Annotated in this window: 19 protein-coding genes; 15 read left to right on the top strand and 4 right to left on the bottom strand. The window is 70.9% G+C overall.

Annotation, left to right across the window (positions count from 1 at the left end; translation table 11 throughout):
• Nucleotides 1-80: 80 nt before the first annotated feature.
• The 11 genes from EJP69_RS08270 to EJP69_RS08220 all read left to right on the top strand — a co-directional run bounded on the left by EJP69_RS08270 (nt 81) and on the right by EJP69_RS08220 (nt 8,795).
• Nucleotides 81-680 (top strand): LysE family translocator, encoded by a 600-nt coding sequence (locus tag EJP69_RS08270; protein WP_093207227.1) that lies wholly within the window; start codon nt 81-83, stop codon nt 678-680.
• Entirely contained in the window at nt 677-1,639 is a 963-nt protein-coding gene (locus EJP69_RS08265; RefSeq protein ID WP_093207225.1) for a DMT family transporter, read from the top strand. The genes EJP69_RS08270 and EJP69_RS08265 overlap by 4 nt, the downstream gene beginning before the upstream one ends.
• Nucleotides 1,639-2,046 (top strand): VOC family protein, encoded by a 408-nt coding sequence (locus EJP69_RS08260; RefSeq protein ID WP_126469357.1) that lies wholly within the window; start codon nt 1,639-1,641, stop codon nt 2,044-2,046. Before EJP69_RS08265 ends, EJP69_RS08260 begins: the two co-directional genes overlap by 1 nt.
• A gap of 64 nt (nt 2,047-2,110) precedes the next feature.
• Nucleotides 2,111-3,313 (top strand): aminotransferase-like domain-containing protein, encoded by a 1,203-nt coding sequence (locus tag EJP69_RS08255; RefSeq protein WP_126469356.1) that lies wholly within the window; start codon nt 2,111-2,113, stop codon nt 3,311-3,313.
• 19 nt (nt 3,314-3,332) lie between these two features.
• Nucleotides 3,333-3,968 carry a LysE family translocator gene (locus tag EJP69_RS08250; protein ID WP_126469355.1) on the top strand — a complete coding sequence of 212 codons (636 nt, stop codon included), beginning with the start codon at nt 3,333-3,335 and terminating at the stop codon, nt 3,966-3,968.
• A gap of 12 nt (nt 3,969-3,980) precedes the next feature.
• Nucleotides 3,981-4,820, top strand: coding sequence for a PhzF family phenazine biosynthesis protein (locus EJP69_RS08245; RefSeq protein ID WP_126469354.1), 840 nt, complete (start codon nt 3,981-3,983; stop codon nt 4,818-4,820).
• Nucleotides 4,821-4,855: 35 nt separating this feature from the next.
• The gene (locus EJP69_RS08240) at nt 4,856-5,497 is read left to right on the top strand and encodes a glutathione S-transferase family protein (RefSeq protein WP_126469353.1); all 642 of its coding nucleotides are present in this window, start codon (nt 4,856-4,858) and stop codon (nt 5,495-5,497) included.
• Nucleotides 5,498-5,502: 5 nt separating this feature from the next.
• Nucleotides 5,503-6,426: a PhzF family phenazine biosynthesis protein gene (locus tag EJP69_RS08235; RefSeq protein ID WP_176947376.1), complete on the top strand. Its 924-nt coding sequence runs from the start codon at nt 5,503-5,505 to the stop codon at nt 6,424-6,426.
• Nucleotides 6,427-6,450: 24 nt separating this feature from the next.
• Nucleotides 6,451-7,143: a VOC family protein gene (locus EJP69_RS08230; RefSeq protein ID WP_126469352.1), complete on the top strand. Its 693-nt coding sequence runs from the start codon at nt 6,451-6,453 to the stop codon at nt 7,141-7,143.
• 22 nt (nt 7,144-7,165) lie between these two features.
• Nucleotides 7,166-7,798, top strand: coding sequence for a LysE family translocator (locus tag EJP69_RS08225; RefSeq protein ID WP_093207206.1), 633 nt, complete (start codon nt 7,166-7,168; stop codon nt 7,796-7,798).
• A 22-nt stretch (nt 7,799-7,820) separates the two neighbouring features.
• Nucleotides 7,821-8,795: a threonine dehydratase gene (locus tag EJP69_RS08220; protein ID WP_126469351.1), complete on the top strand. Its 975-nt coding sequence runs from the start codon at nt 7,821-7,823 to the stop codon at nt 8,793-8,795.
• Between the two features lie 59 nt (nt 8,796-8,854).
• Here EJP69_RS08220 and EJP69_RS08215 read toward each other — a convergent pair whose 3' ends face one another.
• From EJP69_RS08215 to EJP69_RS08200, 4 genes are all read right to left on the bottom strand, one after another.
• On the bottom strand, nt 8,855-9,202 hold the full coding sequence (locus EJP69_RS08215) for a hypothetical protein (protein ID WP_093207201.1): 348 nt from the start codon (nt 9,200-9,202) through the stop codon (nt 8,855-8,857).
• Nucleotides 9,203-9,322: 120 nt separating this feature from the next.
• On the bottom strand, nt 9,323-10,738 hold the full coding sequence (locus EJP69_RS08210; protein ID WP_126469350.1) for a sensor histidine kinase: 1,416 nt from the start codon (nt 10,736-10,738) through the stop codon (nt 9,323-9,325).
• Nucleotides 10,739-10,746: 8 nt separating this feature from the next.
• On the bottom strand, nt 10,747-11,409 hold the full coding sequence (locus tag EJP69_RS08205; RefSeq protein WP_126469349.1) for a response regulator: 663 nt from the start codon (nt 11,407-11,409) through the stop codon (nt 10,747-10,749).
• Nucleotides 11,410-11,501: 92 nt separating this feature from the next.
• The gene (locus EJP69_RS08200; RefSeq protein WP_126469348.1) at nt 11,502-12,347 is read right to left on the bottom strand and encodes a creatininase family protein; all 846 of its coding nucleotides are present in this window, start codon (nt 12,345-12,347) and stop codon (nt 11,502-11,504) included.
• A gap of 311 nt (nt 12,348-12,658) precedes the next feature.
• On the opposite strand from EJP69_RS08200, the gene pgaA reads away from it, so the two are divergent.
• Genes pgaA through pgaD form a run of 4 tightly spaced genes read left to right on the top strand, consistent with a single transcriptional unit; the run spans nt 12,659 to nt 19,194 of the window.
• Nucleotides 12,659-15,265, top strand: a complete 2,607-nt coding sequence (gene pgaA / locus EJP69_RS08195; protein ID WP_126469347.1) for a poly-beta-1,6 N-acetyl-D-glucosamine export porin PgaA — start codon at nt 12,659-12,661, stop codon at nt 15,263-15,265.
• Entirely contained in the window at nt 15,265-17,337 is a 2,073-nt protein-coding gene (pgaB, locus tag EJP69_RS08190) for a poly-beta-1,6-N-acetyl-D-glucosamine N-deacetylase PgaB (RefSeq protein ID WP_126469346.1), read from the top strand. The genes pgaA and pgaB overlap by 1 nt, the downstream gene beginning before the upstream one ends.
• The gene (gene pgaC / locus EJP69_RS08185) at nt 17,334-18,614 is read left to right on the top strand and encodes a poly-beta-1,6-N-acetyl-D-glucosamine synthase (protein ID WP_093207186.1); all 1,281 of its coding nucleotides are present in this window, start codon (nt 17,334-17,336) and stop codon (nt 18,612-18,614) included. Before pgaB ends, pgaC begins: the two co-directional genes overlap by 4 nt.
• The gene (pgaD, locus tag EJP69_RS08180; protein ID WP_093207183.1) at nt 18,604-19,194 is read left to right on the top strand and encodes a poly-beta-1,6-N-acetyl-D-glucosamine biosynthesis protein PgaD; all 591 of its coding nucleotides are present in this window, start codon (nt 18,604-18,606) and stop codon (nt 19,192-19,194) included. Before pgaC ends, pgaD begins: the two co-directional genes overlap by 11 nt.
• Nucleotides 19,195-19,206 lie beyond the last annotated feature (12 nt).

Below are 19,206 nucleotides of genomic sequence, written 5' to 3'. Positions count from 1 at the left end.
ACGGATGACCAATACAGATTGGGTGATTGTTCGATCATCTGTACTGGAACTGTAATGGTCTCAAGTTTAGAGTGTGTGTCATGAACTGGCAAGAATTCACCGCGCTGCTGGTGCTGGCCACGGCGATGAGCTTCTCGCCCGGCCCCAACACCACGCTCTCCACCGCCCTGGCGGCCAACGGCGGCCTGCCGCGCGCCATGCGCTTCGTGGTCGCGGTGCCGGTCGGCTGGACGCTGCTGCTGGCGCTTTGCGCCGCCGGCATCGGCGCGCTGGTGGTGGCGGTGCCGTCGCTGCGGCTGGCCATCAAGGCGCTGGGCATCGGCTACCTGCTGTGGCTGGCCTACAAGCTCAGCGGCAGCGCCACGCTCGGCAGGGCCGACGGCAAGAGCCTCTCGGTCGGCTTCGGCCAGGGCGTGATGCTGCAGTTCGTCAACATCAAGGCCTGGCTGCTGGCGCTCACGCTGGTGGCCGGCTGGATCGCCGGGCAGCCCGACGCGCTGCACCGCTTCGCGATCGTGGCGCCGGTGATGCTGACCTATGCCTTCGCCAGCAACTTCGCCTATGCGCTGGTCGGTGCGCTGCTGCGCGAGTGGCTCGCCAAGGGCTCCCGGCTGCTGTGGTTCAACCGCGCAATGGGCCTCGTGCTCGTACTCACCGCCTGGTGGATGGTGGGCGTATGAAGCTCGACGTGAAGGACGAAACGCTCGGCATGTGGCTGGGCGTCCTCGGCGTGGCGATGTTCGCCGTCACGCTGCCGATGACGCGCCTGGCCACCGGCTCGCAGGATGCACCGCAGCTGTCGCCGTGGTTCGTCACCCTGGGCCGCGCGGCGCTGGCGGGCGTGCTGTCGGCCGTCTTCCTCTTGGTCACGCGCTCGCCGCGCCCTGCTCCGCACCAGTGGAAGCCGCTGGGCATGGCTGTGCTGGGCAATGCCATCGGGTTCCCGCTGCTGCTGGCGTACGCGCTGCGCGTGGTCACGGCCAGCCATGCGGCGGTGGTGACTGCGCTGCTGCCGCTGGTCACGGCCGCCGTCGCGGCCTGGGTGCTGCACCAGCGCGCGCGGCTGGGTTTCTGGCTCTGCGCCATCGCGGGCAGCCTGCTGGTGGTGGTGTTCTCGGTGCTGCGCGCGAGCCAGAGCGGACACGGCTTCGGCTTCGAATGGGCCGACCTGCTGCTGGTCGGCGCAGTCATCGCCGCTTCGCTGGGCTACATCTACGGTGCGCAGGTCACGCCCTCGCTGGGCGCCGAGCGCGTGATCTGCTGGGTGTGCGTGATGGCGCTGCCGGTCACGCTGCCGGCCACGCTCGCGCTGTGGCCGACGCAGCCCGTGGCCACCGCGTCGTGGCTGGGCTTCGTCTACGTCGGCATGTTCTCGATGTGGATCGGCTTCTTCGCCTGGTACCGCGGCCTGGCCCTGGGCGGCGCGCTGCGCGTGAGCCAGACGCAGCTGCTGCAGCCTTTCCTGTCGATCCTGGCGTCGATCCCGATCCTGGGCGAGCCGCTCGACGTGGTGACGCTGGGCTTCGCCGTGGCCGTGGTGGCCACGGTGGTCATCGGCAAGCGCCTCTCGCAGCCGCCTGCCGCGCCGGCCGCGGCCCCGCTGCCGGCCGCAGCGGTCGGCCCCGGAAGGAGCCGGTGATGTTCAGCCACGTCACCGTCGGCTGCACCGACCTGCCGCGCGCCGCCGCCTTCTACGACGCGCTGCTCGCCCCGCTGGGTCTCGAGCGCCGCCCGGTCGCGCCAGACGGCGGCCCCGAGGCGGCCTGCTGGGTCGCGCCCGGGCAGGCGCTGCCGCGCTTCTATGTGTACATCCCGCTGGACGGCGAACCCGCCGGCGCCGGCAACGGCAGCATGGTCGCGTTCCGCGCGGCCTCGGCCGTTGCCGTGAATGCCGCCCACGAGGCGGCCCTGCGCCACGGCGGCCGCGACGAAGGCGCGCCGGGCCCCCGCCCACGCTACGGCCATGGCTATTACGGCGCCTACCTGCGCGACCCGGACGGCAACAAAATCCATGTCGCATACCGTGGCGACATCCGGGCGGACTGAATCCCGCCCCGCCTGTACCCTCTATTCATCCGAACATCACCTCACCGCCTGAAAGAAGAAAGCCATGAACTGGAAACTCGCCGCCCGCGCCGCCAAGATGAATCCCTCGGTGCTGCGTGAAATCCTCAAAGTCACCGAGCGCCCCGGCATCATCAGCCTGGCCGGCGGCCTGCCCTCGCCCAAGACCTTCCCGATCCAGGCTTTCGCCGACGCCTGCGCCGAGGTGCTGCACAACGACGGCCAGGCCGCGCTGCAGTACGCAGCCAGCGAAGGCTACGCGCCGCTGCGCCAGGCGGTGGCCGACATGCTGCCGTGGGACGTCGATGCCTCGCAGGTGCTCATCACCACCGGCTCGCAGCAGGGCCTCGACCTCGTGGCCAAGGTGCTGATCGATCCGGGCAGCAAGGTGCTGGTCGAAACGCCCACCTACCTCGGCGCGCTGCAGGCCTTCGGCCCGATGGAACCGCACCCCGTGGGCGTGGCCAGCGACGACGAGGGCGTGATCGTCGACGACCTCGTGGCCAAGGCGAAGGACGCCCGCTTCATCTACCTGCTGCCCAACTTCCAGAACCCCACCGGCCGCACCATGACGGAAGAGCGCCGCGCCGCCGTCTCGGCCGCCGCTGCCGCCGCCGGCCTGCCCATCGTGGAAGACAACCCCTACGGCGAACTCTGGTTCGACGAAGCCCCTCCGCTGCCGCTGGCCGCGCGCAACCCCGAGGGCGTGATCTACCTCGGCTCGTTCTCGAAGGTGCTGGCCCCCGGCCTGCGCCTGGGCTTCCTGGTGGCGCCCAAGTCCATCTACCCGAAGCTGCTGCAGGCCAAGCAGGCCGTCGACCTGCACACGCCGATCTTCACGCAGCGCATGGTCTCGGCCGTGATGAAGGACAGGTTCCTCGACACCCACGTGCCCACCATCCGCGCCCTCTACAAGCGCCAGCGCGACGCGATGATCGCCGCGCTCAAGCGCGAGATGGCCGGCATGGACGTGAAGTTCAACGCTCCCAAGGGCGGCATGTTCCTGTGGGCGCGCCTGCCCGAGGGCGTGGACACCGTGAAGCTGCTGCCCAAGGCCGTGGAGCGCAACGTGGCCTTCGTGCCCGGTGCGCCCTTCTACGCCGGCGAAGGCGATCCGCGCACGCTGCGCCTGTCGTTCGTGACGGCCAGCGTCGATGAGATCGACACCGCCATCGCAGCGCTCGCACAGACGCTGCGCGAAGAGCTGGCGCTGCTCGGCGACAGGACGCCGGCCGTGGCGCAGGTCTGAAACCAACCGGGAGCCTTCCTTGATCGGCCTCGCGACGCTCTCGCTCTTCCTGCTCGCGGTACTGGCGCTGTTCCTGTCGCCGGGCCCGAACATGGCTTTCGTGCTCTCGCACGGCGTGGCCCATGGTCCGCGCGGCGGTTTCGCGGCGGCCATCGGCATCTCGGCGGCCGACCTCGTGCACACGCTGTTCGCCGCCACCGGCGTCACCGCGCTGGTGGCGGCCTGGCCGCCGTCGTTCGACGTGCTGCGCTATGCGGGCGCGCTGTACCTGGTGTGGCTCGCGGTGCAGGCCCTGCGCAGCGGCGGCCTTCGCATGGATGCGCAGGCCCAGCCCGCCGGCTTCGGCCGCATCGTGCGCATGGCGCTGCTGAACAACCTCGTCAATCCGAAGGCGCTGCTGTTCTTCATGGTGTTCCTGCCGCAGTTCGTCGACCCTTCGCGCGGCAGCGTGCCGCTGCAGTTGGTGCAACTCGGCGTGGTGCTGTCGATGGCGGCGCTGGCCTTCAACACGCTGCTGGGCGCGTGCAGCGGCCAGATCGGGCGCTGGCTGCACAGCCGCCCCGGCGCGGCGCGCTTCCAGAGCAGCCTGCTGGCGGTCGTGATGCTGGGGCTGGCCGTGCGCCTGCTGCTCCTCGACCGCCCCTCGCCCCGCTGAAGAGGCTTTCACATGAATGTCCTGAAGATCGCAGCCTTCTCTGATGGAGAGACGGGCGGCAACCCCGCCGGCGTCGTTATCGCCGATACGCTGCCGCCCGCGGCGCAGATGCAGAGCGTTGCCGCGGAAGTCGGCTTTTCGGAAACCGCGTTCGCCGCTCCCGCCGATGATGCTGGCAGCTGGCGCGTGCGCTACTTCGCGCCGCAATCCGAAGTGCCCTTCTGCGGCCACGCGACGATCGCGCTGGGTGCCGCGCTGGCAATGCAGCAAGGCGACGGCGTGTTCCCGCTCGTGCTCAACCAGGCACGGATCACCGTGGAAGGCCGGCGCAACGGCAGCGTGGTCGAGGCCGCGCTGCAGTCGCCGCCCACGCGCAGCGCCGCCGCATCGCCCGAGCTGCTGTCCGAAGCGCGGGCCCTGTTCGGCTATTCGCCGCAGGACCTGGACCCGCGCATCCCGCCGGCCGTCGCCCATGCGGGCGCCGACCATCTGGTGCTGGCCCTGGCGAGCCGCGCGGCGCTGTCGGCGATGCACTACGAGCTGGAAGCCGGCCGCGCGCTGATGGCCCGCGCCGGGCTCACGACCATCGTGCTGGTCTTCGCCGAAACCGCGCAGCGACTGCACACGCGCAACCCCTTCGCGTCCGGCGGCGTGTACGAGGACCCCGCCACCGGCGCCGCAACGGCCGCGCTGGCCGGCTACCTGCGCGACATCGACTGGCCGCACGGCGGTGCCATCGACGTGGTGCAGGGCGAGGACATGGGCATGCTGTCGCGCCTGCATGCCGACATTTCGCCCGCGCCGGGCAGCTCGATCCGCGTGTCGGGCACCGCGCGCATCATGCGGGCCTGAGTCGCCGAAGAACCAAGGAAAGAAAGAACCAAACCATGCTCAACATCTGGGGCCGCATCAGCTCGATCAACGTCCGCAAGGTGGTGTGGTGCGCGCAGGAGCTCGGGCTCGACTTCCAGCGCACCGAGGCCGGCGGCAAGTTCGGCGTGGTGCAGACGCCCGAATACCTCGCGCTCAATCCGAACGCGATGGTGCCCACCATCGACGACGGCGAAGGCGCCGAGCGCGTGACGCTGTGGGAATCGAACGTGATCGTGCGCTACCTCTGCGCGAAGCATTCGCACGGCAACCTCTATCCGGCCGAACTGCCCGCGCGCTTCGATGCCGAGCGCTGGATGGACTGGCAGCAGACCACGCTCAACCGCGCGAGCCGCGACGCCTTCATCCAGTGGGTGCGCACGCCGCCCTCGGAGCGCCAGCCGGCGCTCAGCGAAGCCTCGGTGCGCGCCAGCGAAGCGCTGTTCGCGATGCTCGACGCCCACCTCGCGCGCCAGCCCTACATGGCCGGCCAGCGCTTCACCATGGCAGACATTCCAGTGGGCTGCGAAACGCACCGCTGGTTCGGCCTGCCCGGCGCCGAATACCGCCGGCCGGTGTGGCCGAACGTCGAGCGCTGGTATTCGGAACTGCTTTCCCGCCCGGGCACGCGCGGCGTGCTCGATCTCACTCTCGAATGAACCCGATGAAATCCCGCCCCTTCAAGCAAGTCGACGTCTTCACCGCCACCGCCTACTACGGCAACCCGCTCGCGGTGGTGATCGACGGCCAGGACCTCGACGACGCCGCCATGCAGCGCTTCGCGCAATGGACCAACCTGTCTGAAACGACCTTCCTGCTGCCGCCCACCGACCCGGCCGCCGACTACCGCGTGCGCATCTTCACGCCCGGCGGCGAGCTGCCCTTTGCCGGCCACCCGACCATCGGCAGCTGCCATGCCTGGCTGCAGGCCGGCGGCAAGCCCAAGGCGGCCGGCATGGTCGTGCAGCAATGCGGCGCGGGCCTCGTGCCGCTGCGTCGCGACGGCAGTCGTCTCGCCTTCGCCGCGCCGCCGCTCAAGCGCAGCGCGCCCAGCCCCGCCCTGCTTGCCAAGGTGGCAGGCGCACTGGGGTTGAAGGCACAGCAGGTGATCGCGGCGCAGGTGCTCGACAACGGCCCGGTCTGGTTCGGCCTGCTGGTGAACGACGCCGACGCCGTGCTGGCGCTGCAGCCCGACCACCGCGCGCTGAAGGAACTGGGCGTGAAGGCCGGCGTGGCGGGCGTGCCCGCGGCGCACGACACCTCGCTGCTCATCGGCCGCTCGAACCGCGAGGCGCGCGCCTTCGGCAACCGGCCCGCGGTGCCGAACGAGGACGGCACCCGCATCGACCTGGAAGTGCGCGCCTTCGCCGAGCCCATCGGCGTGCAGGAAGACCCGGTCACCGGCAGCCTCAACGCCAGCCTGGCCGAATGGCTGATCGCCGACGGCCACATGCCCGAGCGCTACCTCGCGGCGCAGGGCCAGTGCCTGGGCCGCGCGGGCCGCGTCTACATCGAGCGCGACGCCGAAGGCCGGATCTGGGTCGGCGGCGACGCCGTGACCTGCGTGGACGGCAGCGTCACGCTCTGACACCCTGAAGGAGGGCATCGCACCATGCACGCGCAGCTCGACCATCTCGTGATCGCCGCCACCTCGCTCGCGGAGGGCGTGTCCTGGTGCGAGAGGACGCTCGGCGTCACCCCGGCGCCGGGCGGCTCGCATCCGCTGATGGGCACGCACAACCGCCTGCTGAACATCTCGGGCGACGCCTTTCCTGCCGCCTACGCCGAAATCATCGCGATCGAGCCTGGCAAGGAGCCCTCGCGCCCAAGAACTCGCCGATGGTTCGACCTGGACGACGCCGCGCTGCAGGCCGGGCTCGCGAGGCACGGCCCGAGGCTGATCCATTTCGCCGCCCGCGTGCCCGACGCGCACGCGGCAACCCGCGCACTCGCACGCGAGGAGCACGCGCACATCGACCGAGGCCAGCTGCTCGAAGCCTCGCGCGACACGCCGGCCGGCCGGCTCGAATGGCAGATCACGGTGCGCGACGACGGCCAGCGGCTGTTCTACGGCACGTTGCCCACGCTGATCCAGTGGGGCGCGGTGCATCCCACCGACTCCATGCCCGCATCGGGCCTCGTGCTGCGTTCGCTGCGCGCGGTGCACCCGCGCGCGCCGGCGCTGGCCGCCGCGTTCTCCGCCATCGGCATGACCGGCATGGAGATCGAGGCGGGCCCGCCCAACCTCGTCGCCGTGCTCGGCACGCCGCGCGGCACCGTCACGCTCGAATCCCAGGGACTCTGACACCCGGAACCGGAAGAAGACCATGCTCAGCCTCACCGAAATCGCCCTGTTCGCCCTCGCCTCGCTGCTGCTGGCGCTCACGCCGGGGCCGAACATGATCTATTGCGTCTCGCGCACGCTGATCCAGGGCCGCCGCGCCGGACTGATCTCGCTGGGCGGCGTGCTGCTCGCATTCCTGGTGCACCTGCTCGCCGCGGCGCTCGGCCTCACCGCGCTGCTGCTGGCCGTGCCGATCGCCTTCGACGCGATCCGCATCGCCGGCGCGGCCTACCTGATGTGGCTCGCCTGGCAGGCAGTGAAGCCCGGCGGCAGCGCGCCCTTCGAGGCACGCGCGCTGCCGGCCGATCCGCCGGGCAAGCTGTTCCGCATGGGCTTTCTCACGAACCTGCTGAACCCGAAGGTGGCGATGTTCTATCTCTCGTTCTTCCCGCAGTTCATCCACCCCGAGCGCGGCTCGGTGCTGCTGCAGAGCATGCAGCTGGGCATCGCGCAGATGACGGCCAGCGCGGTGGTCAACACCGTGATGATCGTCGGGGCCGCGAGCATCACGGCCGTGCTCTCGCAGAGCGCGGGTTGGCTGCGCGCGCAGCGCTACGTCATGGGCAGCGTGCTCGCGGCACTGGCCGTGCGCGTGGCGCTGACCGAACGCAAGTAAGACAAGAAGAGAGAGACATCCGATGAAGTTCACCCGCGAAGAGATCGAAGCCGCGCAGCGCACCGTGCACGCGGCCATGCCACCCACGCCGCAGTACGCCTGGCCCCTGCTGTCGCAGCGCCTGGGCGCCACCGTGTGGGCCAAGCACGAGAACCACACGCCGGCCGGCGCCTTCAAGATCCGCGGGGGCCTGACCTACTTCGAGACCCTGGCGCGCGAGCAGCCCGGCGTGCGCCACGCCATCAGCGCCACGCGCGGCAACCACGGCCAGTCGGTCGGCTTCGCCACGCGCCGCCACGGGCTGGCCGCGACCATCGTCGTGCCGCACGGCAATTCGACCGAGAAGAACGCCGCGATGCGCGCGCTCGGCGTCACGCTCGTCGAGCACGGCGACGACTTCCAGGCGGCCTCCGAGCACGCAGCCGCGCTGGCCGAGCGCGACGGCCTGCACCGCGTGCCCTCGTTCCATCGCGAGCTGGTGCGCGGCGTGTCGACGGCCTACGTCGAGTTCTTCGACGCACTGAAGGACGGCACGCCGCCCGACGTGCTGTTCGTGCCCATCGGCCTGGGCTCCGGCTTTGCCGCGGCGGCAGCGGCGCGCGCGTACTGCGGCGTGTCGACGAAGCTCATCGGCGTGGTGTCGGCGCATGCCACCGCGTACCGCGATTCCTTCCGCGCCGGCAAGCCGGTCGAGTCGCCCGTCACCACGCGGCTGGCCGACGGCATGGCCTGCCGCGTACCGGTGCCCGAGTCGGTGGAGGTGATCCTGCGCGAGGCCGACGACGTGGTCACCGTCACCGACGACGAGATCGCGCAGGCCATGCGCATCCTCTTCAGCGACACGCACAACGTGGCCGAGGGCGCCGGCGCGGCCGCGCTGGCCGCCGCGCTCCAGCAGCAGGAACGCTGGCGCGGCAAGACGGTGGGCATTTGCGTGAGCGGCGGCAATGTCGACACCGGCATGTTCGCCGGCGTGCTGGGCGGCGGCGCTTCCTAGCGTTTTGGCGCCTGCGGCATCGATCGGGGATCACGCGACTGCGGCGCGCCAGGAAGGCGTCAGAAACGGGTGGCCGGCGCCTCGCCAGTGGCGGCGCGCACCGGTTGCGTCGTGGAGATCACGACGCTGTTGACGCGCGAGCCGTCGACCACGTTCTGGTCGGGCGCGCGGGCCGCTTCCACCGCAGCCTGGCGCATGGCTTCGCGCGAAACGGTGGAGGTGAAGGGATCGGGGCCGCGCGAGCCGCGCGTCACGTTCTGGTCGGGGGCGTGGGCCGCGGCCACGGCCTGGGCCGCCACGTCTTCGCGCGCGAGCAGGCCGGGGCCCTGGTGCACGCCGTCATAGCTTTCCGCATGGGCCGCACCGGCCAGGGCAAGGATGGCCAGGAGGCCGAAGGTCTTTCGCATGTGAACTCCTCTTTGAAGCTGGGTTGGCTGGCGCCTTTCGTTCGGCGCGGCCGCTTTCGCGGCTGGAGTCACTGTAGGAAGGCCGCTTTATGCGACCTTTAAGCGAGAGTTACCCGAGCGTTAAGCCGCCGCGCCGCCCACCGACGGATCGCCCATCAGATGCACGCGCGCCTGCAGCCCGGCCTGCCGGCCCTGCGAGTCGTGGCGGTTGGCCAGCACGATGCGCAGGCCGTTGCGCTGCGCGGCCATGCGCGCGATGGCGAGGCCCAGGCCGCTGCCCTCGGCGGCGGTGCCCGGCACGCGGAAGAAGCGGTCGAAGGCGCGGTCGATCAGCGCGGGCGGGATGCCGGGGCCGTTGTCAACCACGTCGACCACCGGCCGCCCTTCCACCTCGTGCAGGCGCACGTCGACCACGCCGCCCTCGGGCGAGTGGCGCAGCGCGTTGTCGATCAGGTTGTCGAAGATGCTGCGCAGCTCGGTCGGCGGCGCGGTCACGGTGGCGACGGCTCCGCCCTCGAAGCCGACGTCGATGCGGCGGCGGTCGGCGATCACCATCAGCTGGGCCACGCTGTCGCGCAGCACGGAGGCCACGTCGAGCTGCACCGGCGCCTCGGGCTCGGTGCTGCTTTCCTGGCGCGACAGGCGCAGCAGCTGCTCGATCAGGTGCTGGGCGCGCGTCACGCCGCCCTTGAGGTGCACGTAGTGCTCGTCGATGACCTCGGCCGGCACCTCGGCGCGCATGTTGTCCAGCTGCAGGCCGATGGCGGCGATCGGCGTGCGCAGCTCGTGCGCGGCGTCCTGCACGAAGCGGCGCTGCACGGCGAAGGCCTGGCGCAGGCGGCCGAGCAGGCTGTTGAAGGCCTCCACCAGCGGGGCGATCTCGGCGGGCACGCCCGACACGGAGAGTTCGGACAGGCTGCGCTCGTCCTGCGCGGCCACGTCGAGCGCCACGCTGCGCAGCTTGCGCGACGAGGTCCACACCACGAGCCACAGCACGGCCAGCGACATCGGCAGCAGCAGCGCGATGGGCGCGGTGAGCGACAGCGCGCGCTTGGTCACCAGCCGGCGCACGAAGCCGCCGTTCTGGATCACCTGCACCTGGAAGCGGTCGGCGTCGGCCGCCGGCCCGGTGGAGTACACGCGCCACACCTCGTCCTCGTCGCCGGAGGCCATGCGCACGGTGCTCATGCCCTCCGTGGGCTGGCGCGCCATGGCCAGCTCCGGCCAGGAGCTGGCCAGGAGCTCGCCGCGCCCGTTCCAGACCTGGATGACGAAGGCGCCGCGCTCGAAGATGCTGCGCTGGTCGGTCGGCCTGAGCTCGGGCACGTTCGCGTTGCCGGCATAGGACTCGGCCAGCGTCTGCATCTGGTCGTCCTTGGAGGTGACGATGAGCCGGTCGTAGCTGGCGTAGGTGAACCAGGCCACGCCCACCGCGGCCAGCAGGTGCACCAGCACCAGCCAGAGCAGCAGCTTGGCACGCAGCGAGCCCGGCGAATACCAGGGGCGGCCCGGCGCGGCGGTCGTGGCGGCGGTCATCGCGGAACTCACTGGGAATCCACCACGCGCCAGCCCAGGCCGCGCACGTTGCGGATGGTGTCGGCACCCAGCTTGCGCCGCATGTTGTGGATGATCACGTCGACCGCGTTGCTCATCACCTCCTCGCCCCAGCCGTAGATGCGGTTCTCGAGCTGCTCGCGCGACAGGATGGCGCCGGGGCGCTCGAGCATGGCGTGCATCAGCGCGAACTCGCGGGCCGTGAGGGTCTCGCGCATGCCGCGGTAGAGCACCTCGCGGGTGGTGAGGTCGAGCTGCACGCTGCCGCTGCCGATGATCGAGTTGGAGGCGCCATGGCGCCTGCGCACCACCGCGCGCATGCGCGCCAGCAGTTCGGGCAGCTCGAAGGGCTTGAGCAGGTAGTCGTCTGCGCCGAGGTCGAGCCCTTCCACCCGCTGCCCGAGGCCGTCGCGCGCCGTGAGAATCAGGATCGGCGTGTCGTTGCCGAGGCCGCGCGCGTGGCGCAGCACCTCGACGCCGTCGAGCCCGGGCAGGCCCAGGTCGAGGAGCACGCAGGTGTAGTCGCCATCGGCCAGCGCGCTGCGCGCGAGCAGGCCGTCGCGCACCCAGTCCACCGCCCAGCCCGATCTCTCGAGGCCGCGGACCAGGCTGTTCCCGATCATTTCGTCGTCTTCGACAAGCAGCACGCGCACGCCGGCTCCCGTTGGTTCTTCGCTTGGTTGAGGCGCCGGGAAGTTAGCGCACGACCGTTAGCTCAACGTTAAAGCGGGCCGGCGCAACGGGCTCAGGGCAGCGGCCCGGTGTTGGCCGTGTCCAGCGGCAGCCGCGACACTTCTTCCAGCAGCAGCGCCAGCTGCCGCGCCGCAGCATCGATCACCGCCTGGCCGTGCCCGGCCGTGGCGGCCGCCGCGTTGCCGGCGGCGCCGTGGGGGTTGTAGTCCTCGATGGCCCAGCCGAGCTTGGCGCTCCTGCCGTTGCCGAGGATCGCGTAGCCGGCCGCGCGCTGCTCGGAGGTGGAGGGGAAATTCCGCGCCTCGTCCATGCGCACCAGCTGCGGCGCCAGCGCCAGCATCATCGAAGTCTCGATCTCGCCCGCGTGCACGCCGAAGCGGTGCTCGTGCGCGCTGAACTGCGCGCCCGCATCGCCCAGCGGCAGGTTGAACCAGCTCACGCTGTAGACGATGAGCCCGTGCGCCGCGCGCAGCTCGCGCGCCACGATGTCCATCGCACCCACGTGGCCGCCGTGCGCATTGAAGAGCACCAGCTTCTTCACGCCCGCGCGCGCCACGCCGGCGCCGATCTCGCTCCACACGCGGATCAGCGTTTCGGCCGACAGCGTGAGCGTGCCCGCGAAGCGCGCGTGCTCGGGGCTCAGGCCGATCTGCTGGGTCGGCAAAAACAGCACCGGCAGCGCGGCCGGCAGCAGCGGCAGCGAGGCGGCGACGATGCCGTCGGCCAGCACCGTGTCGACGGCCAGCGGCAGGTGCGGGCCGTGCTGCTCGGTCGCGCCCAGCGGCAGCACCGCGACGGTGGCCGCCGGATCGAGCGACGCGAAATCGCGCGTGGTCAGCCCCGACCAGAAACGGGGAAGCGACGAAGGCGAAGGCGATGGGGCCTGGGGAGCGTTCATCACGCGATCTTAGGCCGGGCCCGGGTCGGGCGGACACCGGGCTCCTGGGCATCTGTCCGACAAAAGCGATCGGCGCAGGCGCCTAAAACGCGAATCTGTTCACACATACAACCGAATCCTCAGTCTTTTGTTTGCCCTTGTTAACAATGATGTCTAGAGTAATTCCAAATTTGAGAATTTGAGTTCTGAGGCTGCCGTTCTGTCACTCGGCAACCCCGGTCCTTGCGGCGGCGTCATGGGTTGCCCGGGATCGCATTTCGGATTTCCAAGGGAGCAAGGTGTTCATCCAGAAGAAAACTGGAGGCACGGTCATGGCTGCGCGCAAACCTGCGCTTGCCTGTTCGTTGCTTCGTCTGATCGCGCGGAACGCGCAAAGAATTCCCCCACTGCCACTGGCATGCACGCTGGCCCTCGCTGCGCCGGCGGCGCTTGCGCAGCCGGCGCCCACCAATTCGCCTCCGGCCGTCGGGCAGAGCGCGGCGTCCTCGTATGACGCGAGCCGGCACGACGCGCTGATCGTCGCGCGCCGCGAAGGCCGCATCGACGCGACCGAGGCGTTGAACCAGCTGACGGCCTGGCTCGCATCGCCGCTCGACGACGACGCACGCCGCCGCGTGGCCTCCGATGCGGTCGCGATCGCCTCCGCCGACGGCCGGTATGCCCAAGCCGTCGCGCTAGGCCGCCAGGCGACGCCTGCGAAGCTGGCCGACTACGCCCTGGCTCCTCTCGCGCTGGCCGCGCGGCGCGCCCGCGATTCCGGCCTGCAGGGCGAAGTCGTCGGCGTGTGGCGTGCACGGCAGCCCGATGCCCGCGAGCCGCGCGTCCACGAAGCCTGGTGGCGCATCGAGAGCGGCGACATCGCCGGCGCAAAGGCGCTGTACCGCGCGCTGTCGCAGCCCGCGCCCACGCGAGTCGACGATCGCGTCGCGCTGCTGGAACTGCGCGGCGCCCTGGCGCGCACCGACAAGGACCTGCTGCAGGCGCTCGGCGCCTACACCGAGGCCGGCGCGCTGTGGCCCGGGCGCCTCGACCTCCGGCGCGAGGCCGATTTCCTGCTCGCGGCCAGCGGCGCCGCATCGAGCGCCTTCGAGAACGCAGAGGCTGCGGAGCGCGCCACGCCGAGCAGCTTCTCGCCGCTGGCGCTTTCCACCCTGCAGCAGGAGGCGCTGGCGCAGCGGCTGCGCTGGGCGATCCGCGCGCGCGACCAGCGCCTGGGCGCGGAGCGCGTGGTTGCGCTCGACCGGGTGCTGGCCGACCAGGAAGCCGCGCTGGCCCGGGTCGACGCAGCCGCCCCGAAGGCAGAGCCCGGCGACGCCGATGCGTGGCGCACGGTGCGGGTGCGGCTGCAGTCCGACCGCCTGCTGGCGCTGGTCGAGCGCGGCCGGCCGGCCGACGCCATCGCGCTCCACGACACCCTGCGCGCCGCGGGCACCGAGCTGCCCGCCTACGGCCTGCAGGCAGCGGCCCGGGCGTTCGCGCAGGAGCGTCGCTCGATCGATGCCGTTCCGCTCTACGAAGCCGCCATGGCCAAGGGAGGCGCCGACATGCCGATGCCCGACGAGGTTCACTACGGACTGGTCTACGCCTACCTGGACGTGGGCCGCTTCGCCGACGCCGAAGCGCTGCTGGACCGGCTGGAAGCCGCCACGCCCGCGCAGATGCGCCTCGCGCCCGAAGCGGGCCGGCCGAACGGCGAGTACACCGAGGTCAGCGGCCTGCGCGGCCTGGTCCAGCTCTACTCGGACCGCCCCGCCCTCGCGCAGCGCAGCTTCTCGGTGCTGACGCGGGAAGCGCCGCTCAACGCCGGCTATGCCCAGGGCGCAGCCCTCACCGCGCGACTGCGCGAACACCCCGAGGCCGCGCTGGCGCGCTACGAGGCGCTGGCGGCCGACTCCCCCTACGACACCGGCGCGCGCATCGGCCATGTCGAGGCACTGCTCGACGCGGACGAGTTCGCCGAGGCCCGCCGGCGCGCCGAATCGCTCGCGGCCGACCTGCCCGACTCGGTGCAGGTGCGCGAAATGGAGCGCAAGCGGCGCGCCCTCGTCGGCCCGAGGCTCGACGTGGACGCCGAGGCTTCCTCGGGCGGCGCGGCCATCGCCAGCCGCGAATGGCGCATCGACAGCCGGCTCAGCTCGGGGCTCATCGACGACCGCTGGCGCGTGTTCTACGAACAGTCGCTGGGCCGCGGAAGCACCGACATCGGCAACGCGAACTGGGCGCGCGGCGGCCTCGGCCTGGGCTGGCAGCAGGGACGCTGGCTGGCCGAAGGCATCGTGCAGCACGCGAACGCGGGGCCCTACCGCAACAGCGTGGCCGGCCGGCTCGACTACCGCGCGGGCGACGCGTGGCGGCTGTCGGCCACCTACGACGGCGACAGCAAGGAGCTGCCGTGGAAGGCGCGCGTGGCCGGCATCGGCGCGCACGAGCTCGGCGCGAGCGTGGGCTACGTGGTCGACGAGTCGCGCCGCTTCGACCTGAAGTGGCAGCAGCTCGACTTCAGCGACGGCAATCGGCGCGACGGCCTGGACGCCAGCTGGCGCGAGCGCTGGATCAGCACGCCGGCCTTCCAGCTGGAGACCAGCCTCGGCGCCGGCGCGAGCCGCGGCCGCGCCGTCGAGGCGCCCTACTTCAATCCGTCGAGCGACTCCAGCGTGCAGCTCGGCGTACGCGCGCAGTGGCTCAACTGGAAACGCGACGACCGGCAGTTCTTCCAGGTCGTCGAGCTCGCCGGCGGCAGCTACCGTCAGGCCGGCTTCGGCAGCGGCCCGATGTGGAGCCTGCGCTACGAGCACCGCTGGAACTTCGGGCCGCGGCTCACGCTGCGCTACGGCGCGTTCGTCTCCGGCCATCCCTACGACGGCGTGCGCGAGCGACAGCGCGGCGTCTTCCTGAACCTCTCCACCCCCCTGCAGTGATGCGAACGACAAAGAAGAACACTCCCCTCGCCTTCCTGCGCGCGGCGCTGCCGTGGCTGATGCTGCTGGCCTTCTCGCTGCCGGCCCTCGCGCAGCCGCTGCCGGCCGCCGACGCCGACGACGGCCTGGGCTTTCGCGTGATCTCGTTCCACGACATCCGCTCCAACGTGCGCGAGAGCTTCGAGACCTCGCCCGACGAGACCGCCATGGACGAGCACACCTTCGCCGGCGTGCTCGCCTGGCTGCAGTACAACGACTACCACCCGGTGAGCCTGCAGCAGATCGTCGACGCGCGCTCGGGCGGCAAGCCGCTGCCGCCCAGGCCGGTGCTGCTGACCTTCGACGACGGCTACCGCAGCGCCTACACCAAGGTCTTTCCGCTGCTCAGGCGCTACAACTACCCGGCGGTGATGGCGCTGGTGACGAGCTGGCTCGAAGTGCCCGAAGGCCGGCAGGTGCACTGGGGCGACAAGCCCGCACCGCGCGAGAACTTCCTGCTGTGGAGCGAGGCCGCCGAGATGGCGCGCTCGGGCCTCGTCGAATTCGCGAGCCACAGCGACGCCATGCACACCGGCATCGTCGCCAATCCGCAGGGCAACCTGCTGCCGGCCGCGGCCACGCACCGCTACGACCCGCAGACCGGCCGCTACGAGGACGACGAGGCCTACGTGCGGCGCATCGAGACCGACCTGCGCCGCAGCCGCGAGCTCATCGAGAAGCGCACCGGAGCGAAGGTGCGCGCGATGGTGTGGCCCTACGGTGCCTACAACGCGGCCACGCTCGCGGCATCGGCGCGCGCGGGCATGCCCATCACCTTCACGCTCGACGACGGCCCGAACTCGGCCGCCGTGCCGCTCTCGCGCATCCGCCGCGCGCTGGCGGCCTACGACAACGAGGCGCCCTCGTTCGACCGCATGCTGCGCAGCCCCGCGGGCGGCGAGGTGCGTCCGGTCAACCGCGTGATGCACGTGGACCTCGACTACGTGTACGACCCCGACCCGGCCCAGCAGGAGCGCAACCTCTCGATGCTGATCGACCGCGTGGCCACCGTCCGCCCGCGCGCGGTGTTCCTGCAGGCCTATGCCGACCCCGACGGCGACGGCGTGGCCGACGCGCTGTACTTCCCCAACCGCCACCTGCCGGTGCGCGCCGACCTGTTCGCCCGCGCGGCCTGGCAGCTGCGCAGCCGCGCCGGCGTGAAGGTCTACGCCTGGATGCCTGTGACTGCCTTCAGGCTGCCGGCGTCGAACCCGCTCGCCACGCACACGGTGATGGCGCAGGACGGCGCGGTGCACGCCGACCGCTACCACCGCCTCACCCCCTTCGACCCCGCGGTGCGCACGCTGGTCGGCGACATCTACGAGGACCTGGGCCGCCACGCCTTCTTCGAGGGCCTGCTGTTCCACGACGACGCGATGCTCTCCGACGACGAGGACGCGAGCCCCGCGGCGCTCGCCACGTATGCGAAATGGGGCCTGCCGCCCGACCTGGCGGCGATCCGCGCGAACCCGGAGCTGACGGCGCGCTGGACCGCTGCCAAGACACGCCACCTGATCGAGTTCACGCAGGAACTCGCCGCGCGCACCGGCGCCTGGCGGCCCGCGCTGGAAACCGCGCGCAACCTCTACGCCCGGCCGGTGCTCGAGCCCCAGGCCGAGCAGTGGTTCGCGCAGAACTACGAAGCCTCGCTCGCCGCTTACGACTACGTCGCACTGATGGCGATGCCGCGCATGGAACGCGAGACCGACGCCGACGGCTGGCTCGCGCGCCTGGCCAGGCGCGCCGCCGACACGCCGCGCGGCCTCGACGGCACGGTGTTCGAGCTGCAGGCGCGCGACTGGCGCACAGGCAAGCCCGTGCCCGACGCCGAGCTCTCGCGGCAGTGGACGCTGCTGCAGCGCTCCGGCGTGCGCCACCTTGGCTACTACCCCGACGACTTCCTCAACGACCAGCCTTCGCTGGAGACCGTGCGCCGCGCGATCTCTGTGCGCACGCTGCTGCCGCGGGCTCTGCGCGCGACCTCCAACGCCCAGGTACCAGCGCAGACCACGCCGAAGGAACGTTCGCAATGAGCCCCACCACCCAGTTCCTCGCGCAGACGCTGCCCTCGCTGCTGTTCGGCTTCGTCTTCTACTACCCGTTCTTCATGGCCTACGTGTGGATGGCAGGCGGCCTCTCGCATGCGATGGTGTTCGAACGCAAGCGCGACGTCGACGTCAATCCGTTGGAGCTGCTGCCCTCGCGCCCGCTGGTCACGGTGGTGGTTCCCTGCTTCAACGAGGCGCCGCACCTGCGCGAGGTGATCGAGCAGCTCATGCGCACGCGCTACCCCTACTGCGAGGTCATCGCGGTGAACGACGGCAGCACCGACGGCACCGGCGAGCTGCTCGACCAGATGACGCAGGAGTACGGCCGCCTGCGCGTGATCCACAACGCGAGCAACCAGGGCAAGGCCGTCGGCCTGAACACCGCCTGCCAGCTCGCGCGCGGCGAGTACATCCTGGGCATCGACGGCGACGCGCTGATCGACGAGGACGCCATCGCCTGGATGCTGCTGCCGATGCTGGCTTCGGAGCGCATCGGCGCGGTCACCGGCAATCCGCGCATCCGCACCCGCACCACGCTGCTCGGGCGCATGCAGGTGGGCGAGTTCTCCTCGATCATCGGCCTCATCAAGCGCTCGCAGCAGCTGGTGGGCACGCTGTTCACGGTGTCGGGCGTGATCGCCATGTTCCGCCGCCGCGCGGTGATCGACGTGGGCTTCTGGAGCCCCGACGTGCTCACCGAGGACATCGACATGAGCTGGAAGCTGCAGATCGCCGGCTGGCAACTGCGCTTCGAGCCGCGCGCGCTGTGCTGGATATTGATGCCCGAGACCTTGCGCGGTCTCTGGAAGCAGCGCCTGCGCTGGGCCATCGGCGGCATCCAGACCATGCTGCGCTGCACCTCGCACATCCTGCGGCCGCGCCACTGGCGCATGTGGCCCGTGTACTTCGAGTACATGACGAGCATCTTCTGGGCCTACGCCATGGCCCTGGTGCTCATCATCAGCCTGGTGCGGCCCTTCCTGCCGTACGACTCGTCGTGGCACTCGGCGCTGCTGCCGCACTGGCAGGGAACGCTGCTGGCCATGACCTGCATCCTGCAGATGCTGCTGAGCCTGTGGATCGACCGCCGCTACGACCGCGACCTGATGCGCTATTTCGCCGGAACGATCTGGTATCCGATCGCCTTCTGGACCATCACGATGGCCACCACCGTCATCGCCTTTCCCAAAGCCCTGATACGCCGCCGGGGCAAACGCGCGGTGTGGACAAGCCCCGACCGAGGAGTTTCCGATGTCCCATGAGTCCGTCTTCCCCTCCAGCTACCCGCCCGACGCGCACGACGACGCCGCACCGCCGAGCCGCCGTCGCTCCTGGGGGCAGCCCGCGGTGGACGAGCCGATCATCGACGCCGCGCGCATACCGCTGCGCGCCTTCGGCAGCGGCCGCTCGCCGCAGCGCGCGCTGGCCATGTACCTGTGGCTGCGGCTGCTGCGCCCCGCCATCACCATCGCGATCTGGTTCTGGGCGGTCTGGTACGCATGGCCCTACGTGCTGGGCGCGCGCTCGCAGCCCGAGGTGCTGCACCTGCTGAGCCTGTACGGCCTGGTGATCTGCGCGATCCTGGTGTCGATGCTGATGATGGCGCCGTGGCGCCGCCGCCAGCACCGTCGCGAGGCCCGCCCCGAGAAGGAAAAGTCGTCCCTGTCCGCGCTGGCCACCTACATCGAGGTGCCGCCCGCGCGCTTGTCCACCTGGCAGCGCACGCGCCAGCTGCTGGTGCACCACGACAACAACGGCCACCTGCGCGACGCCATCGACACCACGCCGGCCACCCTCGAGCCCGAGCCGCAGCAGCAGCCACGCGGCACCGACCGGCGCTGACGGCAACCGGCT

It is taken from the genome of Variovorax gossypii (assembly GCF_003965815.1).
Taxonomy (GTDB): Bacteria; Pseudomonadota; Gammaproteobacteria; order Burkholderiales; family Burkholderiaceae_C; genus Variovorax; species Variovorax gossypii.
This window is presented reverse-complemented; position numbering and strand designations above follow the sequence as displayed.